Consider the following 22,266-nt stretch of genomic DNA (forward strand, 5'->3'; position numbering starts at 1 on the left):
TTTGGCTAGTTCGTCCGGACAGTGCTACGCGCCGACTCAAGTACATCCTCGAGAAGGCCGTGCACATCGCCGCCACCCAGCACCAACTGGCGGTCGAGGAGCCGGTTGGAGGTCTCGCACGATGTTTCGCTGACCAAGGAGCAGCCATGGCACGCGGACAGGTTGAGGCTCGACGTGCCTTGGCGATCACTTTCGATACATACCGGGTCGTTCGAGCAGTAGTCGGCGTCGTCCAGCGCCGCGATGAGTAGAGGTACAAGCTTGGATGGGTGGCCGAGTCTGACCAAGCCACCGAGTGTTCCCTGCGCGTCCCCTGCCGCTGTGTATATGAGAATTCCCGCAGTCCGGTCGGGTCGGTCTGAGCTGGCGTAGATCCTCTCCTGGAGCGAGGCCGACGAGTATCCACTTGCATAAGCGAGGCGTCGGATAAGTAGATGGGCAATCGTGTGGAGCGCAACGAATCTGGGCTCGGGGACATCGAGTCGGTGCGCCCAGGGAGTGTCGTTTCTTCGCTCGATTAGGAGCCTGGCGCGAGCCCGGACAGCTGGTTGGTTCTCCCATGTCGTCAGGTGGTCTTCGTCGAAGCGTAGGAAGATGCCCTCACCGAACATTTCGATAGCCGGATAGACGGGCCGACGGTTTGCGTCGAGCCCTAAATCGGCAGAAATTAACGCAGCGTCCGGATTGTGACGGCGGAAACCCTTGAGCGTACGAACCTCTCGGACCCGCCTGACCTGGCCAAGGCCTGCAATCACTTCGGCAAGCCGCTGGTGCGGCGCATCGTGGTGGTCGATTCGCCACCCATCGACTACGAAGTCGCTCTCACTCTGATCGCGGCCCGGAATCTCAATCTTCTTGACGAAGGCCGCCCACTCTCCGTCTTTGAGATCGAGAAGGGTGGTGTCGTTCTGGTCGTCATCGCTCGCTGCAACGGCCAGAACTTCGTCCGGGGTGATGCCGAGCTCGGAGGCGATCCACCCTGCGACCATCTCCGCTTGTGGTCCGCCGTTGTCCGCGACCACCTTTTCGAAGTACATATGTTCGCGAATCCTTTCGGCCTTTGTGGCCGAGTAAGGCGTTTCCTCAGGGATGTCGAGGGCAGAGATTCGTTCTGCGATGTAGTTGCCGGTGGCGCCTCGCTGCACTGCTACGAGATTGTGTTCACACGGTTCGCCGACCTTGTCGGTCTCCCACGGCTGCCGATTCAGACACCGGATGCCGTCACGACTGAGTGACTGGGAACCGACCAGGTCTGAAAGTGGCCGCGACCGTTTACACGCTCCACAGGTGACGCGGAGGGACTTGAGGCCCTCGCCGTGGCCGGAAGACCGCGAAAAACGGAGCTCCTTATATGCGCGGCAATGGCGAACGGTTTCGGTTATTCCGCTGTCGTGCCCGCGGTGGGCCCACTGAAACCATGGAATATCTCGGATATGGCTGCCGCGTTCGCAGATGGCTACATATCGCATCGGTACGAGCGCACCCTTGCACTCAGTGCAGGCGTTGACGTAAGCGCCTTTGTCTCTCCTCGTTGAACAAGAAAGCCGGGTGCAGCGTTCGCAGAAGCGCCATTCCGGGAACCGCCAGTAAAGCAACCCGTTGGTGTCTTTGCCGGCGCGGCCAGCGTGAGTTGGGGCTTCAAGAAGAATGCTGGGCCCGAGCCGGTCCGTGAGCCGGGCGCAATGGACCTCTTTGGCAGATTTCTTGTCCCACCACGAGGTATCGGCGGCGATGAGGGATGCGCCGCGTATGTCGACGATCGCCCCCACGCCGAAGGGTGTGACTGTTTCGGACAGCCTGAGGTCATGTTTTATCCGTTGCACGCGATGATCCTTCCTCGAATGGTTCTTTCACGTCGACGGCTACATTCGGTTCAACCGAGCGCATGGAGTCGCCGACGAGCCAACCCTCGCCCGACTGGCCGAAGCGCTTGTAGAGCGCGGCATCGTCTCGGCTCTTGCCGTCGTAGACGAGTGCGACGCCGTCTTGGCGGGCGCGTTGGGCTCGGTCGTCCCAGTCGCGCAGAAGCCTCCATAGTGCGGCTTCGGTGTCGTCACGTTCGCTCGGCTCGGAGCGGCTCACGATTGCCACAAACTCGTCTACGAGCGTCTTGATCTGTCTCATCATGTGCGGATCGTCGAGGTGCATTTGTAAGGCCGCATCGTTCGCTGCCATTGTCGTGATGCTGTGGCGCACAAGCGTAGCGAGCGCTCCCGCGAGGGATCGGTCTCGAGATGCCAACGACCAGGGGGTGACGCTAGTCGGTTCGACGCTGCGGTACAGAGCCTCGTGGTAGCCGCGGAACGTCTCGAAATGTGAGCGGTCGCGTGCCCTGTTCGAACGGAAGAGGGTCGTGACGATTCCGTTGACGTTACCTCGACCGACTCGGCTGGTGGCTTGAATGTACTCGGCCGTGGTCTTTGGCTGACCAACCACCAACATCAGGGCGAGCCTTGGGATGTCAATCCCCACAGACAGCATGTTTGAGGAAAGGACGACGTCGATTGCGTTGTCGGAGTCAGTCGCGCTGCGTTTGAGCGCGCGCAGATCGTTCGGGAGTTCCTCCGGACTTCTCCTACTCGTGAGCTCGAGCACCTCGTCAGCACGCACTCGGCGGAGAGGCAGGTCGAGCCGTTCTGCGCGAGGCTCTAGCCGGCCGTTGACGTCATCGACGACCAGGGTCCCGGTCCGACCCAACTCGCGCAGGCTGTTGTGGTAAATCACCGCTGTCCAGTACGCGTCACGAGTCGAATCGTCATCCGAGTCCGCTCCGAGGACCGCTGGAAGTTCGAGGAGAGGCGAAGCCGCTGCCACCACAGCGGACATCTGCGACAGAGCCTGTGGCATGAGACCCACGTAGAGGCGACCTTCTCCACTGCCGACGGGCTGGGAAAAGAAGGTGCGGTCGTCGTCAAGGCCCGAGGGCGGGTAGAGCGCAACCTTGCGGCCATAGAGTCCTTGCACCTGCTCATCGGACGCACGGATTGTCGCGGTCGAGGCGACAATCTTTGGTGTCGATCCGCCTCGGCTCAGTAGCAACTGGATCACCGCGTCGAATACGGCGACGGTTGTACCGAGTGGTCCAGCGAGTAGGTGGAGTTCGTCCTGGATGATCAGCGACGGCTGTCTGTATGCGGTCCCGAGTCCCAGGAGCTTGCCTGCCTCTGTTTTGAATTGGAGACGCGCGAATTTGTCGACCGTGGCGAGGAGAATCGTGGGTGGCTGCTCATAGATTAGGTCGTCAATGACCGAGACGGGCAGCTCGTCGTTGAATTCGCAGGTGACGTTTGTGCAGTGAACAACGACGTCTCGTCCGACGATACGCACCCCATACTTCGACTTGTCGTCGGAGCGCGCGTTGGGTAACAGTGCAGTTCCGCACCACGGGCAGCTGTCAATCTGGAACTGGTTTGCCTCTTCGGGTCGAGCGGCTTTGTGGAGGCGTTCGAGTGCTGTCTTTGCCTCACCTCGGGTAGCTGGGGTGGCCTCGTTACCGACCCAGAGCCCGATGCTGAACGGCGCCATTTTCCGAACCCGAAGGTCGCTGAACTCGCCTGTTCTACGCAACAGTTCCATTGCGCAGACGAGCGAGGCGGCTCGTTGGAACTGTTGAGCAGTAAGCAAGCGAAGTGTGTACCGAGTGATGACTGCTGTGCCACCGCCGGCTGTGCCGTACGCAAGACGTCGCCGGAATATTTCGATGGCAGCGAGGCCCAGGTAGGCCTCGGTCTTGCCGCCGCCGGTTGGGAACCAGATCAGGTCAACAAGATCGCGATCTCGGTGACTCTCGTCCACCGTTGAGCTGAGTGCGACGAGCAGGAAACCGAGTTGGAATGGCCGCCACCGCGGCTCTTCAGTTGGCTTGCCCTGGTTGGTTTGCGCTTGCGCCATCTGCAGACGCATTGAGGTCATGCCGAGCGCGAATGCCGTCCTCACTTGGCCTGCGTCTGGCTGCCGCAGAAGGCAGATCGTCTCGTCCATTCGTTCAGCGGCCTTGACTGACCGGTCCACTATTCGACGCGCAACCTCTGCGTCTTCGCCGAACCCGGCGACTCGTTCTTTCTGCTCGGCGACCCAATCCGCGAAAGCCCCAGCGAAGGCGTCCAACGAGGCGAGCACGGTTTCGGTGTCAGAGTCCATAGTTGCCAAATGGGCGAGACTCAGTGCCCCGCTCTCTGGTGTATCGGGGTCGAACGCGATTGTCTCGACGGCGGGTACAACGAACGAGGGCACGGCATCCAGTCGAATCTGGGAGCAGGCACTGTCCTCATCAACAGTCCAGTCGGCAGCCATGCCGTGCCCAACTGCGTAGACCTTCCTCCCGCGGAAGCGCAATCTGAGCTCAGCGGACTCCTCGTCCAGGTCGAACGCCCGAGCCGGGTCATATTCGAGAAATCGTCCACCCTCTGCGGGCATGACGCTGAGCGCGACCTGGTAAAGCATTCCTGCGATATCTAGCCGGTCGTTGTCGTTGGACGTATCAAGAACACGAACAAAAACTGTTGCCAGGAAGAAGGCGCCGTATTCGCGCCACCTCGACCCGACCTCAATGGCGACGTCGTTTGCGGTCAATGGGTAAGGAGCTGCGGCGCGAAGCAACTGAAGCTGGGTGAACTCAAATGGCCTGCGCCGCCAACTTGGCGGACCATCGCCCTCGATGGGCTGGTAAGTGCCACCGGTGAGATCAACTGTGACGGTGGGTCGGTCGGTAACGAAGGAGATGGCGACCGAGGACGGACGCCATTCTTCGGGAATTGGGACAGCGGCACCTCTATCTTCGACTTCACCCACAGTCTCAACTTCGGCATCGCCTTCAGGGGCTCCTGTTTTTGAAAGCTCCTCGATCTCAGACCTATCAACTGTGCCCTGTGGGAACAGCATCCCCACAGCGTATTGCCGGTTCGGCATATTTGTGACTATCTCGTCGGGGCCACCCTCGGGGCCGACGTAGGCTTTACGTAGGTGGTTCAGCGCAGAGCGCTGAGAATGGGTTAGTTTCACTTCGCCATCACACGCTTCTTCAAGAGTTGTTGGAGTCTTTGCTTGTCGGTCTTCGACGTGATGATGTGCAGTGATACACGCGCGCGCGTGACCGCCACGTAAAACGCTGCGGTACCGGCTGCATCGTAGATCTCTGGCAGATCGAACACGATGACGTACTCTGCCTCGAGGCCTTTGGCGTACTTCGGGCTGGTGACTATGAAACCGCCGGGACTTGTAGACGGTCGGGTGGTCGAGTTCGTGCAGATAAGCCAAACTTCTTCGCGGTGCGCACCATCGGCGAGGAGTTGCTGCGCGATCAGGTCGGCCTCGACGACGCCGCTGTTGGCGCCATTCGCATTGTGCCACTGCACCTTTTCCCCGTGTACGATTCCCGGATCTCCGACGTCTGCACCGAGATATTCCTGGACGACATGGACGATGGCCTGGGTATTGCGAACGTTCAGATCCAGGTCTACGGCAATCGCCTCGGCGGCGATAAGCTCAGCGACCTCCGTGTCGTACTCGCCGTCGATGTGTGCTTGGTTGTTCGGGTCGAGGAACATTCGCCATCTGCCTCGGGCACGCCCGCCAACGATCACAGCATCTATGCGGTCCATAGAATCAGCGGTCATCATGTCCTGTGCTTCGTCAACGAGCACAGCATCGTAGGTCTTGTCGCCAGGGAGCTCATCGAACGGGATCACGTCGATGCCGCGATTGTGCACGTGCGGACCGAAGAACTCGGTAAGTGCCGGCGACCGGAAGGTGATGAGGACCGATCTACCCTGGTCGGCCTCCTGCTTGGCTGCTTCAACCAGCACAAGGGATTTGCCGGTGCCGGCGCCACCATAGACGAGCACGCGGGGATTCCGGGCGAGCGCCGCCAATACCCGTGCTTGACCTGCCGTCGCTCGGTTCTGGTCCTCGATTACGGCGCCGCGCTGCGCATCGATCACCGGCATCCGTGTGAACTCACCAAACAGGCGAACGCGGAGATCCTTTGTGCGCGCGCGCTTTACGCCGTTTGGGGCAGTCCTGGTGTTTCCGACCACGCGGTTCAACGCTGTTTCAAGGTCTACGGGACTCATGTCCTCCCGTGCGAGCCAGTGACTGGGAAGCCAGCCAACAGCATTGGGAGGGGAGTCGATGTCAGGGGTGACTACGACGGCCTCATGCGCAAACCAGCCCATACCCTCCTCGTGGAGAATGTCGCGCAGCGCGTACGCAGCGGATCTCGCCTGTTCCATCGGGGAACTGGTCAGCTTGTGCCAATCACCTCGTCGGTCAACCGAATACCAAAGGCCATCGTGCTTGCGCACGCCGCCACCCTTGACTTCAATCACCACGACGACGCCCTTCCACAGGACGATGAAGTCAGCTTCCGCCTGCTGCTTGTACTTGTGTGAGCGTAAGTCGACAGAGTGGAATGCAAGTGCGTCAGCGTCGGTGGTGATGTCACGAAGGAGCCGAGCGACCGTGCGCTCGGCGTTGCTCGTGGCGCGGCGTTCGATGTCCGCCAGAGCGGGTACGAGGATCACTCCCCATGTCCTTCTTGCGCGCTGATCTTCCCCTGTTGCTGATCCCACAGTTCGGTGTAGTCGCGGTAGCCGAGAAAGTCGTTCATAGCTCCCCAGTTGTCGGCGACGTCAACGATCGTGCATTCTTCTTTGCCGCCGTTCTTCCAGCCGCGCAAGCCGCGTCCGGCCATCTGAATGTATGCGCTAGGACTGAAGGTCGGCCGAGCGATGTAAAGTGCGCGCACACCCGGGGCGTCGAAGCCCTGAATGAGTAGATCGCAGTTTGCCAACACCTTGATCTCGCCTCTTTGGAATCGATTGATCACTTCTCGACGCTGCTGGCGGCCAGTCTGCCCGCTGACAGAGTCGGCCTTCACCCCTCGGTAGCTCAGTGACGCGGCAAGCACTTGTGCTGACAGAACGCTGGGCGTGAAGACAAGGACGGGCCACTCTGGGTGCCGATTGATGAGGGCCATGATGTGTTCGACGAGGATCTTCATCCGAGTCTCGTCACGGCCGAGACGCTCGTACAGGCCGCGGTCGATGACTTTAGAAGTGCGAATGTCTTTCTGCTCGACGGCGCTGAGGGGTACGTCGACACCCGGAAGAATTTCGTGCTTGACGCTGGCCAGGACACCGAGACTGACCAGCTGCTTGTATGCGTCGGTTTCGAAGGCGGTGAGGCGGTTTCGGCCGAAACGTGCCGCGAGTTGCTTTGTCGCCTCAGTATCGCCTGCTCCACCTTTGAACGGGGTGGCGGACAACCCGACGAGAGGCCTCTCGAAGCTGCGTCCGTCGACCCCGAGCCATCGAAGGATTTGTGTGTAACGAGTCGACCCGCCGGCGCGGTGGGCCTCGTCGACAAATATCGCCGCAGGCGTCGCCAACCACTGGTATTCAGGGTCGTTCATAATGGCCTCGAGCTTGGCGTCGGTCGCGACAATCACACTGAATTTAGTGTCCGGCTCGTGGACCTTGTTGTTCTGCCAGAGGCGTCCGATCGTCAGTGGTTGTTCGTCTCCGAGGTAGCGCCAGACAGTCTCAAACGTCTGAACCGCCTGTTCACATAGCTCAATGGATTGCGCGATCCATAGCACGGGTCCGTTGAGCACATCGTCGACGAAGAGTCGCAGTACCGTTTGTGTCGCCACACGCGTCTTGCCAGCACCCGTCGGGAGTTCAACCATTCCCTTTTGCGCTGGCCCGTTCTCTGACGGTTGTGTCAGTACAACGCGAAGCTTCTCGCTTATTTTCTTCTGAAAGGTGTGAAGGTCGCTGAGCTTCACCGCACCTGGTACCACGTACTCGTGGGGGCGGGGCTGCGATCTCTGGCCCGCATATTCTGCCGCGAATCCCATTTTGCGAACCCACGTAATTGCTGCGGACATACCTGCCCATGCAGTCGGGACGTCAGAGAACCCGATTTCGCGGAAGCGCTCTGCGAGGATCTTGAGTGAGTCAGAACCATAAACGACCAAGAATAAGTCGGCGACCGATGTCCTGTCGTTCACGATTCCCTGGGCTTCGAGCGCTGACCAGAGGCCCGTCGGAAGCGCGTCGCGCAGGTCGTCTGGCCCGATGTAAAGCTCAAGCCGCTCGGAATCTGAGTCAACCGCCTTCGCTTGGACCCGAAGGTCCTCGAGCTTGTAATTGATCCCGGCCACAATTACGGAGTTGAGACTCGCATTGTCGAGGCCTAGCTCGAATGCTTCATTGATTAGCTTCAAAGTTTGCTTTTCGTCAGCGCTATCACTGACGACTAGTTCGCTGCCGTCGAGATACCAGTTCTCCGGTTTGTCCTCGACTCCGTCTTCGGTAGTAACGCGTTTGGCGATTGTCAAGGCGCGAGCAATCTTTGCGCCGTTCAGCTTGTTGGAGCCGAGAGCGTTTCGAAGCCCAGGGTAGGTGTCCAGTATCGGTTCGCTGCTCTGTCGGCCTTCAATGATCTCCGAGAACGCAAAACTGTCCTCGAACCGACGACAGCCGACTGCGTTGGTCAGCTCATCAAGATATTCGCTGCTGGTGCGAAGAAAAGGACGTTGCCGAGTTAAAAGGAAGGTCTCCTGCTCATCATTCGTAGCGAGATACACCGCAGAAGGGGGCACTGGCTCGATTGTTTTCGCAACACGCGCGGGTATGGTTGCAGGCTTTGCACCGTTGAACCCGGCTTTCGTCGCTGCTATGACGAACTCGACGAGGACGTCGTTTTTGATAGCGGAGGGGAAGATCTTCCCCTCCAGCATTTCCCGCATCAGTTCGCGCGGGACCTTGTCGAGTTCGTCTGTGAGCTTGAGGACCGTGGCGGCTTGCCGCGCTCCGCGGAACAGCGGTAGCAGGCCCTCATATTGCACAAGCGATGGCGCAACCACACCTGCGGGTTCCCGGGGGCCGCGACTGGAGTTCACCAAGCCTGCAGTTCGGATTGCCCATAACGCAGGTGAGTCGACACCGTAGGTGTTACCGCTTCCTAGGTCTTCGCAGGTCCATTGTTCGTCGCCATGCGATAGAAGAGCGGAGGTCCACGATTCACGTGCAGCTGGTGGAGCACCTGCGTCGCGAAGGAGGAACAGAACGGAGAAAGGGCCGGGCCCGTCAGCCCGATTGAATTCGACGGTGTCAATCGGCCTTTCGCCAGGTCCGCGCTTGCGGTTGAGATTGTCCAACACCCACTGCTGGTACTCGCCGAAGTAGGGCTCATCCTCGACTGGGTAGGCCTTGATCGGTTCGCGTACGACGCCCAGTTGCCGTGCGACATCGGCCTCGCAACGACGCCGATCGAGCAATTGTTGAGCGAACTGCTCATTCAGTGGCGTGTCAAGGTCGAGAACCTGCTGAGGCCACGCCCACCCCCCGTCGAGCGTGGGCACCTTAATCGGTGCATTCGACGCCCGCATGATCCGCACGGCGACTCGCGAGGGTAGGTCGACCGTCGAGTCCCAAACCCTGGTCAGGTCGTCAGCGGCCGGATCGCTGTCCAATTTTGCAAGGCGAGCAGTGAGGATGGCCTCTGGGTCCAAATCGCGGAAATGTTGCTCCTGGAGGATCTTCTCGACGCCGGGCTGACCTAGAAACTTCGGATTGACGAAGACCGCGTCCTCGATTTCTAGATCCGATTCGCTGTGCAGGAAGACGAGTCGATTGTCCGCTAGCGCTCGTATGCCGCCTGTGGTTGGGATGACCTTTGCTTCCCTGATGTTTGGCAAACTCAAATGGCTCGCGACGGTCTTCAGTGCGTTCGCTGCAGAGACAGGGTCGTCGCCCTCTGCCCATTCACGTAACCAGGTCAGAAGCCCTCGCTTAGGAAGGTTGGCAAGGAGGGTTTTCGAATCTCGGGTATCCACCCCGGAGCTGTGGGCAAGGAGGTAGAGGTCTCGTAGACGTGTTGATCGAGTTGACGTCTGGTAGCACAGCCAATGCGGGACGTCGTCCCCTGTGTTGGGGGACTGAATCCAAGCCTGGTGGATGTCCTTGTCAAAAACGATTGCGAAATCTAGCGGGAGCAGTTCTTGACCGCCTCGAAGGTTGCCGGTGGCATCAGGGATCAGGTCGAACCCAGCAGCGACCTCCGGAATGTGGACGGTGAGCAGCTCGTCACCAAAACTGAGTGTCTCCCGGCCTCGGGCAGGCATGAAGTCCAGATGCGCCGCGGGATCCTTGCGTGTGCTCAGACTTGGCATGATTTCGACGAACATTTCCGCGACAGTTCGCAGAATCTCGCGGTTGTAATCGTTTCTCAGCAATGTCGTGCGATCGTCGTTCACGCTCCACGGAGCGTTGAAGAGCGCAGACGCAGAAGTCTCATCCTGCAATGGAAAGTACGACCAGAATTGCCCTCGTTTGAGGTCCCGCTGATTGGCTGGGACTGCGACAGTGACCTTAACCTCCGAGCGTGATACCGCTTCGCCGACTTGACGTCGAGCTTCAGAAGATGGCGCGTGCATACGGCTCTCAACGATCCACTCTTCGGGAGCGTGATCCTTCAGCTCGAGGCCGAATCTTCCGTCACCGAGTTCGCGCGAAATGTGGCGGGCCTCGTACGGCTGATCGCCGACCACCCGCAACCGCACTTCTCGAACGGCCTGCACGAAAAGGAGGAATTCTGACCTGAAGCCCTCGATTTCGTCTCGCAGACGCTTCAGATTCTTGGCGCCGGGAAGCCGGACCACGGTCGTCGCCCACCCACATAGATCTGCCAAAATCGGGTCGCCGGCAACCGCTTCTTCGGTGTTTGCCATCGTAGCTGTCCGCAGAATGGGTAGCTTGCCGTTAGTTGGGTTCGCCGTGCGCAGTGCTTCGCGCGCTTCCTGCGTGTTGAACTCGATAGCGACAGACCGGCTGAAAACCTGGGGTGCATCCGAGACTGCCAGGACCGATTTGAATCCCAGGCCGAATCGACCTATTTCGTCGCCGCGCTTCGCACTCACGTATGCCATCGAGATGGCCGTGAGCCCGTTGCGCGAGAAGGGTCGCCCGGCGTTGGCGCAGTACAGGACTTCATTCTCCGTGTCGAGGACGATGTCCACGCGGCCTGCGGACTGAGTGTTGTCGTCTGCACCGACGATGGCGTCGGCGGCGTTCTGCACGAGCTCGAGGAGCGTCCGATTCGCGTAGCCGCCAGTCCGAATGGACTCCTCCAGATTGGCGTGCTCCACGATGAGGTTGGGCTGTATTCGGTAGGAGTCGATCGCCCGACCGAACTGGGCTTCAACCTCTGATACCAGTTCGGGGTCCGGAACCCACAACTCACTAGCAAACGTCACTGTAAGACTCAACTCCTACTATCGCTCCTGACCCGCACCGGGGTCGGAGCCCACACTCGATCACCGTTCAGGACGGCCTTCCGGCCGCTCGATGCTCCGGTGACCTGAGTCGGGCGGTCGCGCCAAGCCCCCAGGTACCGTAACAATGACAACCTATCCATTGCCTCTGACATATTCGCCCAATTGGGCTAAGCGAGTTGTACCACCGTCCTGCTGACTGCGGTCTGCGCAGTTGAGCAGCACACTCACTGGCGGCGCGGCGAGCGAGCAGCATGATCGACTCCGTGACGTCTGCTCGGCTTTCCTTAATCTGGACGTACGGATGGCGCCGAATTCTCATGGTCTGTTCTGTCGCTGTGCGAAACCGACACTCGTCCTGGATCTCCGATGATTGTCATTCCCGAACCTTCTCGGGCTGGTGCGCAAGCGATTGCATTGCGCACCAGCCTGTGGTCTGCCTCGCTTGGGCCTGCCCAGGATGCGCGATGTCTCTCAAAAAACGCTTCCTTGAGAACAGTATTCATTCCTAGCAGTGAGTTGAGGAGGTGTGCGCCGAGCCTGGGGGGGATCGCATTACCGATCTGCTGAGAAACATCCCTGCCTCTCCATGGATATCCGTCGGGAAAAGTCTGCAAGCGTCCTGCCTCGGCTACGCCGAACCTTTGATAGTATTCGCCGTCGATAATGATCTTGTTGCGGGTTGCCTTGCTCGTGACGGTGAAAGCAGGACGGTTGTGGAGTCTCTTGCTTCGGTTCTTGGGATCGCCTCCGCTCCCATAATTGGATTCGACATAGAAAGGGGACTCTATCCCGAGAGTCTCGCCCATCGAGATCCACTTCGGGAGCTTGCTTTCGTTGTCAATTGCGGGGGGTGCATCGAACGCATTGTTTATGTACTTCTGATGGGTTGGCGATGGCAGTTTGACATCTCCATTGCAAACCTCGAGTCGTGCAATCAACACTGCTCGTCTCCGGGTTTGTGGCACCCCGTACTCCTCTGTGGAGAGGATGCCCACGTCGGTACCATAATTCATTTTCTGCAGCACGTTTGCCATCGCATCCCAGATCGGTTGCACGGCCGGAACTTGTTCGAGCAAAATTGCTTCGAACGGGCGATTCGCGTCCAGCGCGCGAAGGGCCCATATTAGGGGCTGCAATACTAATCCCGTTCGCGGGTCGGTATGGGAGTCGACTTCGCGGAGCACTTCATCGATCGAGCCCTTACCGAGCTTGTCAATCAGCCCGATGACTTCAGCGAGTGCCCGACGCCCGTGCCCGTTGCCGGCCACTGTGTAAGTCTGACAAGGGGGACCGCCAGCCAGGACGTTGACTTGGGTAGTGAAATCGGTTGGACTCCAATTTCTGACGTCCGACAAGATGGAACAGAGGCGGGCCGCTCTCCGCGTAGCGACTGCTGATTCGTCGAACTCGATCCCGATGGACGGCACGCCGAGCCAGTGCGCTGCGACATCGAGACCGCCTGGACCTGCGAAAAGATCTACGATCATAGGGCTAGCGACCGGCGGTAGCGGCGTTTGGGTACTCGCGATCATCTATAGGAGAGTAGCCGTCGGCTCCGACGTCAACGAATCGCCACGCGTGCTGTGGTCGTGCCCTCCCACCAGGTAGAGTCGGCGCCGAGACTCGTCGTCCTCGTGAGCCGAGGGGCGGTGTCTTCGAGGAGGAGGTCTACATCTGGTGCCGCTTCTTCGACCGCGCGGGTTGTTCAGCGGGGAGTATCGCGGGACGACGCTTCGGGAGAATCTGGGACTGACGCGACCGGCGGATCGTTCGGCGAGGAGGGCTGTGCATCCGGGCTAGTGAGCGTCGCCTTCGTCCGTTTGGTACCCCAGCGCCGCCGCGACACGTTCCGCTGCATTAAGAGTGAAGTCGTCGAGCCGAGGTGTGGCGGTGAGCAGAACCCCGGCGTGCCAGGGCGCAGACCTGATTGTGGTGCCGCTGATGTCGGCGGCAGGGAAGTGAAGACGGTCGACGACGTAGGTCAGCCAGCCGGGTGTGACCGGCGTGTCCAGCTCTCGGTTGCTGTGGGGATCGGGAGGGTAGACGTCTGTAGCGTCGACGGCGGTCCACGTCGAGGCGGTGGCAGTGTCGGGATCTACTGTGGTGACGAGGCTTTCGAAGATCGTCGCGAGAAGCGATTCAATTTGGCCAGAGGATGTGCCGTTCTCAAACGCAGGCTCTTCGAGGTTGACCGTCACCTCCACGGCGTCGACGATCCCGCGCAGAGTCTGAATGCTGATGACGACTTCGACGGCTCCGCTCGGAAGTCGAGACTGATCGCAGTTGATCACGCGAAGAGTGCGAGCGGCGGTTGCGTTGTCGCTCATTGCATATCCGGGGTTAACCCAGGCGAAGGCGTCGTGGATTTCGGCTGGTTCAGTCAGGTCGATCGGCTGGCCCTCGTCGTAGAACCTGGCGATCGGCGACCATTCGGCGATGCCGAGCACGTCAACGCGCTGGAACGCCACGAACACTTCCGAGAGTGACCTGTAGATGTCGTTCACGGTTGTGCCGCTGCTATTTTCGCTGCGCGCGCGTACCCAGTACAGGCCGCGGTTCGACGACCGGAGTTCGCGTTGGTGGGTGTGGAAGTACTCGAGTTCGCGGGAACCGCGCAGGTCGGCGACTGCAGCCGAGTCCGGCAGTGCGGGCTCGTTACCACTGAGAAAGCCCCCGAGCCAGCCATGTGCGTAGTCGGTAGTGGCGACGATCTCGCGAGGGAATACGGCGATCCCGTACCCCTCGTCCAAGTTGTAGAGCTCGACGCGTCCACGATAGGTATGTGCGTTGCCGTCGATGACGTATAGCTCGTCGGAGCTGTTGAGCCGCACGATGAGTCGCTTGTCTGCCCACTCGGGGAGCGGTCCGATGGTCATGGGTGCGGACTCGCTGTTCTCATTCGAGGTCCTTGGCGAAGATCGCACCCTGTGATTCGAGGATGTCGAGTAGGCGTCGAAGGTAGGGGCCCGACGCAGCGCGCACTTGTGGACCGTGTGGCTCCCAACTTCTCGCGAGGCTCTCGACAAAGCCGACCGCGATGAGGCCCTTCACGTCGATGTGCTCCTGAGGGTAGCGGCCGTCGAGGAAGTCAAGGATCGCGACGGCCTCACCTGAATCTTCGATGTGGGTGCTGACCCAGTTCGCTACGTCCGCGAGGATGAGCTGATCGGGGATAGCAAGACCGTCGGCAGTGAAGTCTGCAGCGTAGTCATCAAATACCCCTCTGACAGAACGGAATTGGTCAGCCAACCGCCGAACGAGCTCGATCTTGGCGGACGCAGTTGCCACTGGGTTAGCCTCTCGGTGTTTGCAGTCGTAGTCGAACGGTTGTCGGCTCTGCGCCGCTGTCTCTTCTCATTGCTCGTCCTCGACGGGTAGGTCGCGGTAGAAGTCGTCGACGTCGAAGAGGTATCGCCAGGCCGTGTCGTGCTCGATGTCGTCGATCCAGTTGGCGATCTCATGTCCGCTACCTGATCGTCCGATGATGATGTCGGGAAAGTCTGCCATGCCAACCGCGCCGATTGCGATGTTGTGGGTTTGGTTGTAAGCAGACACCGAAGCGATTGCTAGGTCAAATACATCGCCTGGGAGGTCATCGGTGACGGCGTCGTACGCTCGAGCCAACGTCTGTCCAAGAGTCTCGCCCGAGGCTTGAGTGATGGGTGGAGGGTTCTGGCGGATGTTGCGTTCACGTTCGTGGAGCCAATCGAGAATCCCCGCCAATTCCCAGTTGCCCTTAAAGAAGACAACATTTTTGGAACCATCCTCCGGTATCCCGATCAGTGCGAGGTCTTCGTACCAATCACAATGGCTGCCTTCGCCCTTATGTCGGGGGCCGGTCTCAAATCGGAGCTTGACCTTCCGAATAGGTTCGCTCATTCTACTTTCCTAGATCAAGTTGGCTACGCCGGACGAATACTGCCTCGAAAAGTCCGTGAGTGTATTGCTCATCATCCGGCCGGTAGGTTGCTGAAGAAGTCATCTGGGTCGAAGAGATACCGCCATGCGGTGTCGTGGCCGAGATCGTCGATCCAGTTGCAGATTTCATGACCGTTTGATCCTTTGCCGAGCAGCAGCCTCGGTATCTTCATTCCGGGGGCACCGAATACTACGTTGTGGTGATAGTTGTATTGGTAAAGGGCTTCGCTGGCAATATCGATGACGTCCATGGTTAGATCATCCGACACGGCATCATAGGATCGGGCTAACGTCTGCCCGATTGTCTCACCTGCGGTCTGGGAAATCAGCGGCTCCTGGTGACGGATCTTTGATTCGCATTCGCGCAGCCATTCGAGCATCAACTTGGGGTCGTACTCGCCCTGAAATAAGACATGCTCTTGCATGGTGCCTTCAGGATATGCAAATAGGGACAGTGTGACGTCGTCTCTCAACTCGAGACGTAGAAGTATCGCCGTCGGTGTGCTCATTTCCCTTTTTCGTAGTTTGTTGAATTCGGCGTTAGCTATATCGCCACGCTCTCGGAACTCTTCAGCATCTGCGCGGGTACATCCTATGGCGTGTCGGCCGGGTCGCGGTGACAGCCTCCAGCGTTGTCAGATAGCTTGGGCGACTTGTCTGGCTCATCGTCGATCGTCTGCGCGGTCAGCGTCGCGATGTGCGAGTGCTCCTGTGGCGGTGAGGTCGTCGACCTGGCCGAACGCCGCGGATGCTGGTTTCAGCATTCGGTTGGGAGGTTGCTGAAGAAGTCATCGGGATCGAAGAGGTACCGCCAGGCCTCGTCGTGCTCGACGTCGTTGATGTAGTTGGAGATTTCGTGTTCGTCGTTTCCTCTGCCTAAGAGAAGCTGAGTGATGTCGGTGCCGGGAGCGCCGAACGCAATGTTGTGGCTTCTGTTGTAGAGTGCGATCGATTTGTTGGCGAGATTGATGATGTCGGTGGGCAGGTCGTCGGTGACGGCGTTGCGTGCTCGAGCGACTGTTTGGCCGAGCGTGTCACCCGGTGCCCGGGTGATCGGGGTGATTTCGAACCGAATCGCAGACTCATGCTCTCGCAGCCAGGCGAGCATCGGTCCCAGTTCGTATCTTCCAGAAATAAAGATGTTCTCGGTATTGGGTGCATCGGCGTACCCGATGAGTCGTAGTTGTCCCTGGTCGGACTTTTGTAGTCGTAGTTGAACGGTTTTTGGCTCTGCCACGCTGTCTCTTCTCACTGTTCGTTTTCGACGGGTACGTTGCGGTAGAAGTCGTCGACGTCGAAGAAGTATCGCCAAGCTGTGTCGTGCTCGATGTCTTGAATCCAGTTGCAGATCTCGTAACCTTCCTCGGAGCGGCCGATCAACAGGCCGGGAAAGTCTGCCATCCCAGAGGCGCCGGCGCTGATGTTGTGTGTGATGTTGTAGCGGCTGACTTCTGTAATCGCGAGATCGAAGACATCTTGGGGAAGATCATCAGTAACAAGGTCGTAGGAGCGTGCGAGTGTTTGGCCGAGTGTTTCGTTCGGCAGTTGGGGTATCACCGGGTCATCATTGCGGATCTGTTCTTCACTCTGCTTGAGCCATTCGAGAATTCCCTCGAGTTCCCAATTTCCCTTGAAGAACGTTATCTCTTCCCCCGTCGCGGGATTCGTGCCAACGAGTTTCAGACCTTCGTACCAGTCGGGCCATACGCCTCCAGGGTGGCGGAGGCCATCAGCGCCGAATCTCAGTTTCATGAGAGTTGTTCTTGAACTCATTTACCCATCACCAGCCTATTCGACCTACTATTTGTGAGTTCTCCACGATCGCGAAGATCACGGAGTATTCAGGGCGGTACCTCCTGACTACCCTCTTAGGGATACCCGTGGTAGCCTCCGGTGATGTCAGGTTGAAATACTCTTTTGGCTTACATGAATCACGTCGTCGGGAATGACCTCGAGATTCTGGGTGTCCCCCTCATTCGCAGGATGGATGCTATCGGGCGGAGCCGATGACCGGAACCGGGATGGAGGTCTCGGATCACTTACTCGAATGACCCAGCATTGGCGCATCCGGGTGCGCGAGTCGTCGGTGACGGCGTTCCGCTGAACGCTGCCGCTGTTCGATAACGCCTACTTGCCACGCGCGTTCTTTGGCCAACCCCAGCGCGATGGTCGGCCAAGCGTTACCGCTCGACGACGCGTCGCGCAGCATGCTCCCCGGTGACCGGCTCCGAAGGCGACCAGCCGTGCACCGCTTGACGCCACTCGTCGGCGATAGCGTCGGCGCCCCATCGTGCACCGAGCAGTGCCCCGGCGATGGCGGCAACGGTGTCTGTATCGTTGCCGATCCGGATAGCGGTGAACAGTGCGTCCCGGATGTGTTCGTGCGGTTGGACGTCGGGTGTGAGGGTGTGCAGGATCGACGAGGTGGCCGCCTGCAGCGCGCTGACGGTGAAACCGTTGGGGTTGAACATCTTTGGGTCTTGTGTGGCGGCGTCGTCGAGCCACGTCGACCATTGGTCGACCCGATCACGGGGTAGGAGGTCGAGTCCGGCGGTGACGTCGAGTCGCTGCTCGACGACGGCGACGCGGATCGCTTCGCACCACAGGACGCAGGAATCGCCTGCGAGGTCACCGGCGTGTGTCAGACCTGCGGTAGCCCTTGCTGTTTCGGCCAGAGCCTCGCGGTCGTCGAGGTATGCCAGCGCCACCGGCCCGGTGCGCATGAGCGCGCCGTTGCCTGCCGAGCGGGGACTTCTCGCCGTGTAAGCCAACGATTCCTCGCGCATGGCGGTGCCCGGTGCGGCGTCGGGATCGACGTCCAGGCGTCGGCGCGTTGCGCCGAGGACTGCGCTGGTCTGACTTCCGACGTCGGCGGGGACGGATGCGTACCACTGCAGGAAGTTGGCCGCTACCGCGTCTTGACCCGCGGGCGAGCCCAGGTCTGTTCCGGAGGCGATGACGTCGAGGATGGCCATCGCCATGTCGGTGTCGTCGCTCCACTGCCCGGGCGCGAAGCTGCCGAGTCCGCCGCCGAGCATCTGCGGTTCTTCGGAGTCGTGCAGCGCGCGCGTCTCGAACTCATAGGGGACTCCGAGTGCGTCGCCGACCGCACCGCCGAGGATGGTGCCGGCAATGCGGTCGGATCGATCAGTTGTTGTCACAGGTGTGTGAGGCCTTCCGTTGAAGAATGGTGCGCAAGTGTGCGGCTCAGTCGCCGAAGCGATCCCTCCAGAAGGGTCTGTTCCGCCAGCTGTCGATGTTCTGCTGACCGCCGTCGAAGGTGAAGGCGACGAGCTCGTCGTTGTGCGGAGCCAGCCCGTGCGGGACGGCCCAGACCGGGTCCTGGTTGGTGTACAGGTACCAGCGTCGGGGCTTGTTCTGTGGGTCCCAACGCACTTTTACGCTGCAGCCGTCGCCGGGGTTCTTCGTGATGATCCCGGTCAAGAGAATGTCCATCACCGACACTTTGTTGCCGCGAGTCGCGAACGGTACGCCGTCGGTTGCGTTGCGGCGCTTGCGGACTGCGATGCGCTCGCCTTGGAGCATCGCCTGAACATGGCCCTCGAACCTGGCGCTCGGATCCATCCGCCACTCGCCCTTTGTCACGAAATCCTCGAGCGTGTTGCGCTTCGATGCAATGGGGCCGGCATTGACGAACCAAGCGATGTCTACATCGTCGGGAACTTCCTCGGTCACAACGTCGGGAAGAAGCTCCCTGGTCTGTGACGTGGAAGCCTCGGCACACTGCCCACCAACTGGTTGGGTTGCGATCGTTTGCAGTGTTTCGATTGCATCGAGACGGTCGATCTCGTCGGACGAAGCACGCCGAACATCAGGAAACGCGCGCTCGACAACTTGTGGGCAGTGATACCGCGTGTACACGCTCGGGTGCTTTCGCATGACGTCGAGAACCAGTTGAGCTGCCGCGTCGAGCACCCGCGGATCGCTCATCAGACGTGAAAAGGCTTTGGGTGTCTTGGCTTTTAGCAACAGAGTATCGGCGCCGGAGTCGTCGTAGCTGACGGTCGTTACAGCTACATCAGGATGGAGTCTAGCGAATGCCCGTTGAGTCATGGCGCCATTCAAGATCGACGACTTTCGCACATTGACAAATCCGTGCAGATCTCGAAATACCACGAACGTCTCCATACGGCCAACGCAGACACACAACAATCGCCTTCCGCCGTAGGTGCCGGTACTTACGTTCCACCCGTGGAACTCCGTCTGCTTCGGAACCGGTACACAATTAGTCAGGTAGTTCCGCAGTAGCTGCGTAGTCGCGGGTTCTGCCGAATGGTCGGCGTACCTCGTCGCTGCGGTCTTGTACTTGATGGCCTGCGCCTCGTTCATCGCTTTCAGGTCGCTGTGGTCAGACATGTTGAATTCTGCAGGTGCACTTAGCCAACGGAGTTGCTCAGCTGGATCCAGAAACTCCTCGAGCTTGTCCGTTCCGAATGAAACCGCCGCGTGGGTCTTGTTTCGGCATCGATTGGGCACGGTCCTATTGAGCTCATGGATCAGCAATCTCTCGACCGCCTGCAGTTGCTGTTTGGACAAGTTCTCTCGAATGAATCGCACCTCTTCGATCTCGTTTCCCCAGAACGAACTATGCCCACCCATTCGGGACCTTAGGTTGATCGATTCCCCCAGATAGTACGAGTCGCCCTTGAACATGAGCAGGTAGAACCCGGCGTGCGTTGCGGCAGGGTCACCGCCTATCTTCGTCTTGGTTCCCTCGAACTTCCGTACAGGACCGAATCCCTGTTTCGACGCCCACTTGTCGACGGCGTTGCGAGATGATGACATCGATTCCTCCTGTTGGTCGTTGGAATCTATCCTCGCCGACCACGCTTCCGGTTGCCGAGGTGGTACGAGTCCCGCGTCCGCTTCGAGACGTACCCGGCGCTGCCTGTGGCCGCGACAGATCCCAACTCCTCGATCATCTGCAGTTCGTCGTCGATCGCCGAGCGCTCAGGTGCAGAAGCGAGTAGCGCCGATGAGATCGAGCTCTGCCTCGAGGCATCAAGGAACGCACTTCCAGCATCTAGGTCGCCGCGCTCGTACGCCTCGGACGCCCGCAGCTTCGCTGCCTGGCCCTCCTGATACAGCTTCTCCGACTGTACGGTCGGGTTCGGTACGCGGCCAGCAGTCTCGTCGCCGGGTACCACGTTCACCGTCACCGGGAGCGTCACCGTGTGCTCTGTCAGCGTTGCCGACTCGACGTACCGCAGCTCGAGCTCGGCGATCTGTGCGACTCCCAACCCCGACATTCCGTCAACGGCCAACTTGAGCAACAGTTTTCGTGCCTCAGATCCGTACAGGTCACCGAGTTCGATCGACACTTCGCCGTCGGCGACCTGGTGTGCGGGAAGGTCGTTGTACAGACTGAGCTGCACTTCCGGAACGAACCGCACCGTCAGTGTCACGGCCTGCACCGCCTTGGACAGCAAGCCCTCCACCTCGCCGGAGATTGCAGATCCGGCGGCGTCGGGATTCTCGGCGAATACGTGATTCCCGTTGCCGGAGCGCGCGATTGCTGACAGCAGCGTCTCGTCGTATCCGGCGCCGTAACCGAGCGTCGAGGTAACGATCCCATCGGATGCAGCCTTCGATGTCAGCGAGGCGAACTCGTCGACCTCGCAGATCCCGCTGTTGACGTGCCCATCGCTGACGACAAGCACCGTGCCGCCGCGAATCTTGGATGCTTTGGCGGCGCGGCGCAGTTCCTGTAGGCCGCGCAGATATCCCGAGGACAGATCGGTCATCCCGCCAGCGAAGATCGCGTCGACGAGCTGGGTGGCCTGCTGCTTGTCAGCTAGCGGGGCAGCGGGCACGGCGACTTCGGCGTGGTCGTCGAACGTCACGACGCCGAAGACATCCTGCGGGTCGAGCCGTGTGATCACGTCCGCAAGTGCCTTCTTCGCGCCAGCGAGCGGGGCGCCGTTCATCGATCCACTGCGATCCAGAACGATCTGCAGCGCGGACCGTGCGCGGTCGACGATAGGTGCGTCGGGCGCCTCGAGTTCGATGAGAACGGAGACCTCGTCGGCGGACTCATGTGCGACGACGTCGACATCGAGGGCGGTGGAGAACTTCATGATCTGCTCCTGTTCCCGCCCGGGTGAACAACCAAGGCGACTTTGCGCGGAAGTGCGATTAGTAGTTTGCGCGAAACTTCGAATAGTGTCAAGGGGTGGCTACCGGCTCCGACTCGCGCCTTGCGGATTACCCGCGCCCGAACGTCGCCGTCGACATCGCGGTCTTGACCGTCGTCGACGGGCAGTTAAGCGTTGTGGTGCAACGAGATTCAGACTCTGAGCAGTTGTCGCTCCCTGGGCGTTTTATCCGGGAACGACGCACCGTCGACCAGACTGTGCGTGAGGTCCTTGAACTCAAGCTGGGGCTTTCACCCGATCACGTTCGACCGCATCTGCTCGCGGTCTTCAGTGATCCTGACCGAGATCCCCGCGGGTGGACGATCTCGATCGCACATGCCGTCGCGCTTCCTGCTTCAGCGCTGACGGACGTCGTCGGAGAGCTTGCTCCGCTCGACGCTGATGGGCGTCTCGCGTCGGGGGAGCGGTTGCTCTACGACCATGACGAGATCATTGCATCTGCCACTGACAATCTGCGCGAGCGATATGAGGACCGCCCCGACCCCGACAGCCTGCTTCCCGAGCCGTACACGTTGTCGGACCTGCGCGAACTGCACGAGGCGATCCTTGGTCGACGCCTCATGCGTGACTCGTTCAATCGGCGCGTGCAGCCGCTGTTGGAACCCAAAGTCGACGGCCTGGGCGTTCCGGAAACACGCGTCGGCGGTGGGCGGCCAGCGCGATTGTTCATGAAGAGCGCGCCGCCATCAGCGACGTTCGGATGGAAGCTGCCGAGCAAGGAGGATTAGCGCGCCAGGTAGAACTGGCGCGACTCAAGCTGCACGGACGGCTGACCAGATCGCGTGGTCGATCTCCCAGGGCGTCACCCGGCGTCCTAGTGTCGCGTGTCGTTAATTAGTTTATGGTTCGTGGTTTGAGAGAATTGGCTATGGCGAATTCTGCGGCCCCGGC

At 59.9% G+C, this 22,266-nt stretch carries 15 protein-coding genes; 1 reads left to right on the top strand and 14 read right to left on the bottom strand.

What is annotated here, in order from left to right:
* Positions 1-5: 5 nt before the first annotated feature.
* The 14 genes from drmB to A5785_RS13980 form a co-directional block, all read right to left on the bottom strand.
* Complete coding sequence (gene drmB / locus A5785_RS13920) at positions 6-1,823, bottom strand: DUF1998 domain-containing protein (RefSeq protein ID WP_064866996.1); 1,818 nt, start codon at positions 1,821-1,823, stop codon at positions 6-8.
* Positions 1,804-5,001, bottom strand: coding sequence for a helicase-related protein (locus tag A5785_RS13925; RefSeq protein ID WP_064866998.1), 3,198 nt, complete (start codon positions 4,999-5,001; stop codon positions 1,804-1,806). The genes drmB and A5785_RS13925 overlap by 20 nt, the downstream gene beginning before the upstream one ends.
* The gene (locus tag A5785_RS13930; RefSeq protein WP_064867000.1) at positions 4,998-6,521 is read right to left on the bottom strand and encodes a nuclease-related domain-containing DEAD/DEAH box helicase; all 1,524 of its coding nucleotides are present in this window, start codon (positions 6,519-6,521) and stop codon (positions 4,998-5,000) included. Before A5785_RS13930 ends, A5785_RS13925 begins: the two co-directional genes overlap by 4 nt.
* Complete coding sequence (locus A5785_RS13935; RefSeq protein ID WP_197500828.1) at positions 6,518-11,260, bottom strand: DEAD/DEAH box helicase; 4,743 nt, start codon at positions 11,258-11,260, stop codon at positions 6,518-6,520. The genes A5785_RS13930 and A5785_RS13935 overlap by 4 nt, the downstream gene beginning before the upstream one ends.
* Positions 11,261-11,565: 305 nt before the next feature.
* Positions 11,566-12,813 carry a DNA cytosine methyltransferase gene (locus A5785_RS22965; protein WP_331710865.1) on the bottom strand — a complete coding sequence of 416 codons (1,248 nt, stop codon included), beginning with the start codon at positions 12,811-12,813 and terminating at the stop codon, positions 11,566-11,568.
* A gap of 264 nt (positions 12,814-13,077) precedes the next feature.
* Positions 13,078-14,157, bottom strand: coding sequence for a hypothetical protein (locus A5785_RS13940; protein ID WP_064867002.1), 1,080 nt, complete (start codon positions 14,155-14,157; stop codon positions 13,078-13,080).
* Positions 14,158-14,176: 19 nt separating this feature from the next.
* A complete protein-coding gene (locus A5785_RS13945; RefSeq protein ID WP_064867004.1) occupies positions 14,177-14,569 on the bottom strand; it encodes a DUF7674 family protein in 393 nt (130 codons plus the stop codon).
* 66 nt (positions 14,570-14,635) lie between these two features.
* Positions 14,636-15,160: a hypothetical protein gene (locus tag A5785_RS13950; protein WP_156525435.1), complete on the bottom strand. Its 525-nt coding sequence runs from the start codon at positions 15,158-15,160 to the stop codon at positions 14,636-14,638.
* Between the two features lie 71 nt (positions 15,161-15,231).
* Positions 15,232-15,708 (bottom strand): hypothetical protein, encoded by a 477-nt coding sequence (locus A5785_RS13955; protein WP_064867008.1) that lies wholly within the window; start codon positions 15,706-15,708, stop codon positions 15,232-15,234.
* Between the two features lie 248 nt (positions 15,709-15,956).
* Positions 15,957-16,436, bottom strand: coding sequence for a hypothetical protein (locus A5785_RS13960; protein ID WP_156525434.1), 480 nt, complete (start codon positions 16,434-16,436; stop codon positions 15,957-15,959).
* Positions 16,437-16,447: 11 nt separating this feature from the next.
* Positions 16,448-16,951 (bottom strand): hypothetical protein, encoded by a 504-nt coding sequence (locus tag A5785_RS13965; RefSeq protein ID WP_064867012.1) that lies wholly within the window; start codon positions 16,949-16,951, stop codon positions 16,448-16,450.
* A 428-nt stretch (positions 16,952-17,379) separates the two neighbouring features.
* On the bottom strand, positions 17,380-18,360 hold the full coding sequence (locus A5785_RS13970; RefSeq protein WP_064867014.1) for an ADP-ribosylglycohydrolase family protein: 981 nt from the start codon (positions 18,358-18,360) through the stop codon (positions 17,380-17,382).
* Between the two features lie 46 nt (positions 18,361-18,406).
* A complete protein-coding gene (locus tag A5785_RS13975) occupies positions 18,407-20,005 on the bottom strand; it encodes a GIY-YIG nuclease family protein (protein WP_064867016.1) in 1,599 nt (532 codons plus the stop codon).
* 26 nt (positions 20,006-20,031) lie between these two features.
* The gene (locus A5785_RS13980) at positions 20,032-21,297 is read right to left on the bottom strand and encodes a vWA domain-containing protein (protein WP_064867018.1); all 1,266 of its coding nucleotides are present in this window, start codon (positions 21,295-21,297) and stop codon (positions 20,032-20,034) included.
* 95 nt (positions 21,298-21,392) lie between these two features.
* Here A5785_RS13980 and A5785_RS13985 point away from each other — a divergent pair, with 95 nt between their 5' ends.
* Complete coding sequence (locus A5785_RS13985; protein ID WP_064867020.1) at positions 21,393-22,103, top strand: NUDIX hydrolase; 711 nt, start codon at positions 21,393-21,395, stop codon at positions 22,101-22,103.
* Positions 22,104-22,266 lie beyond the last annotated feature (163 nt).

Source organism: Gordonia sp. 852002-50395_SCH5434458, from assembly GCF_001665905.1.
Taxonomy (GTDB): Bacteria; Actinomycetota; Actinomycetes; order Mycobacteriales; family Mycobacteriaceae; genus Gordonia; species Gordonia jacobaea.

Coding starts and splice junctions, on each gene's coding strand:
- A5785_RS13950 (WP_156525435.1), bottom strand. CDS start 15,160: ATGAGCGAACCTATTCGGAAGGTCAAGCTCCGATTTGAGACCGGCCCC.
- A5785_RS13940 (WP_064867002.1), bottom strand. CDS start 14,157: ATGACCATCGGACCGCTCCCCGAGTGGGCAGACAAGCGACTCATCGTG.
- A5785_RS13975 (WP_064867016.1), bottom strand. CDS start 20,005: ATGTCATCATCTCGCAACGCCGTCGACAAGTGGGCGTCGAAACAGGGA.
- A5785_RS13965 (WP_064867012.1), bottom strand. CDS start 16,951: ATGAAACTGAGATTCGGCGCTGATGGCCTCCGCCACCCTGGAGGCGTA.
- A5785_RS22965 (WP_331710865.1), bottom strand. CDS start 12,813: ATGATCGCGAGTACCCAAACGCCGCTACCGCCGGTCGCTAGCCCTATG.
- A5785_RS13980 (WP_064867018.1), bottom strand. CDS start 21,297: ATGAAGTTCTCCACCGCCCTCGATGTCGACGTCGTCGCACATGAGTCC.
- A5785_RS13955 (WP_064867008.1), bottom strand. CDS start 15,708: ATGAGCACACCGACGGCGATACTTCTACGTCTCGAGTTGAGAGACGAC.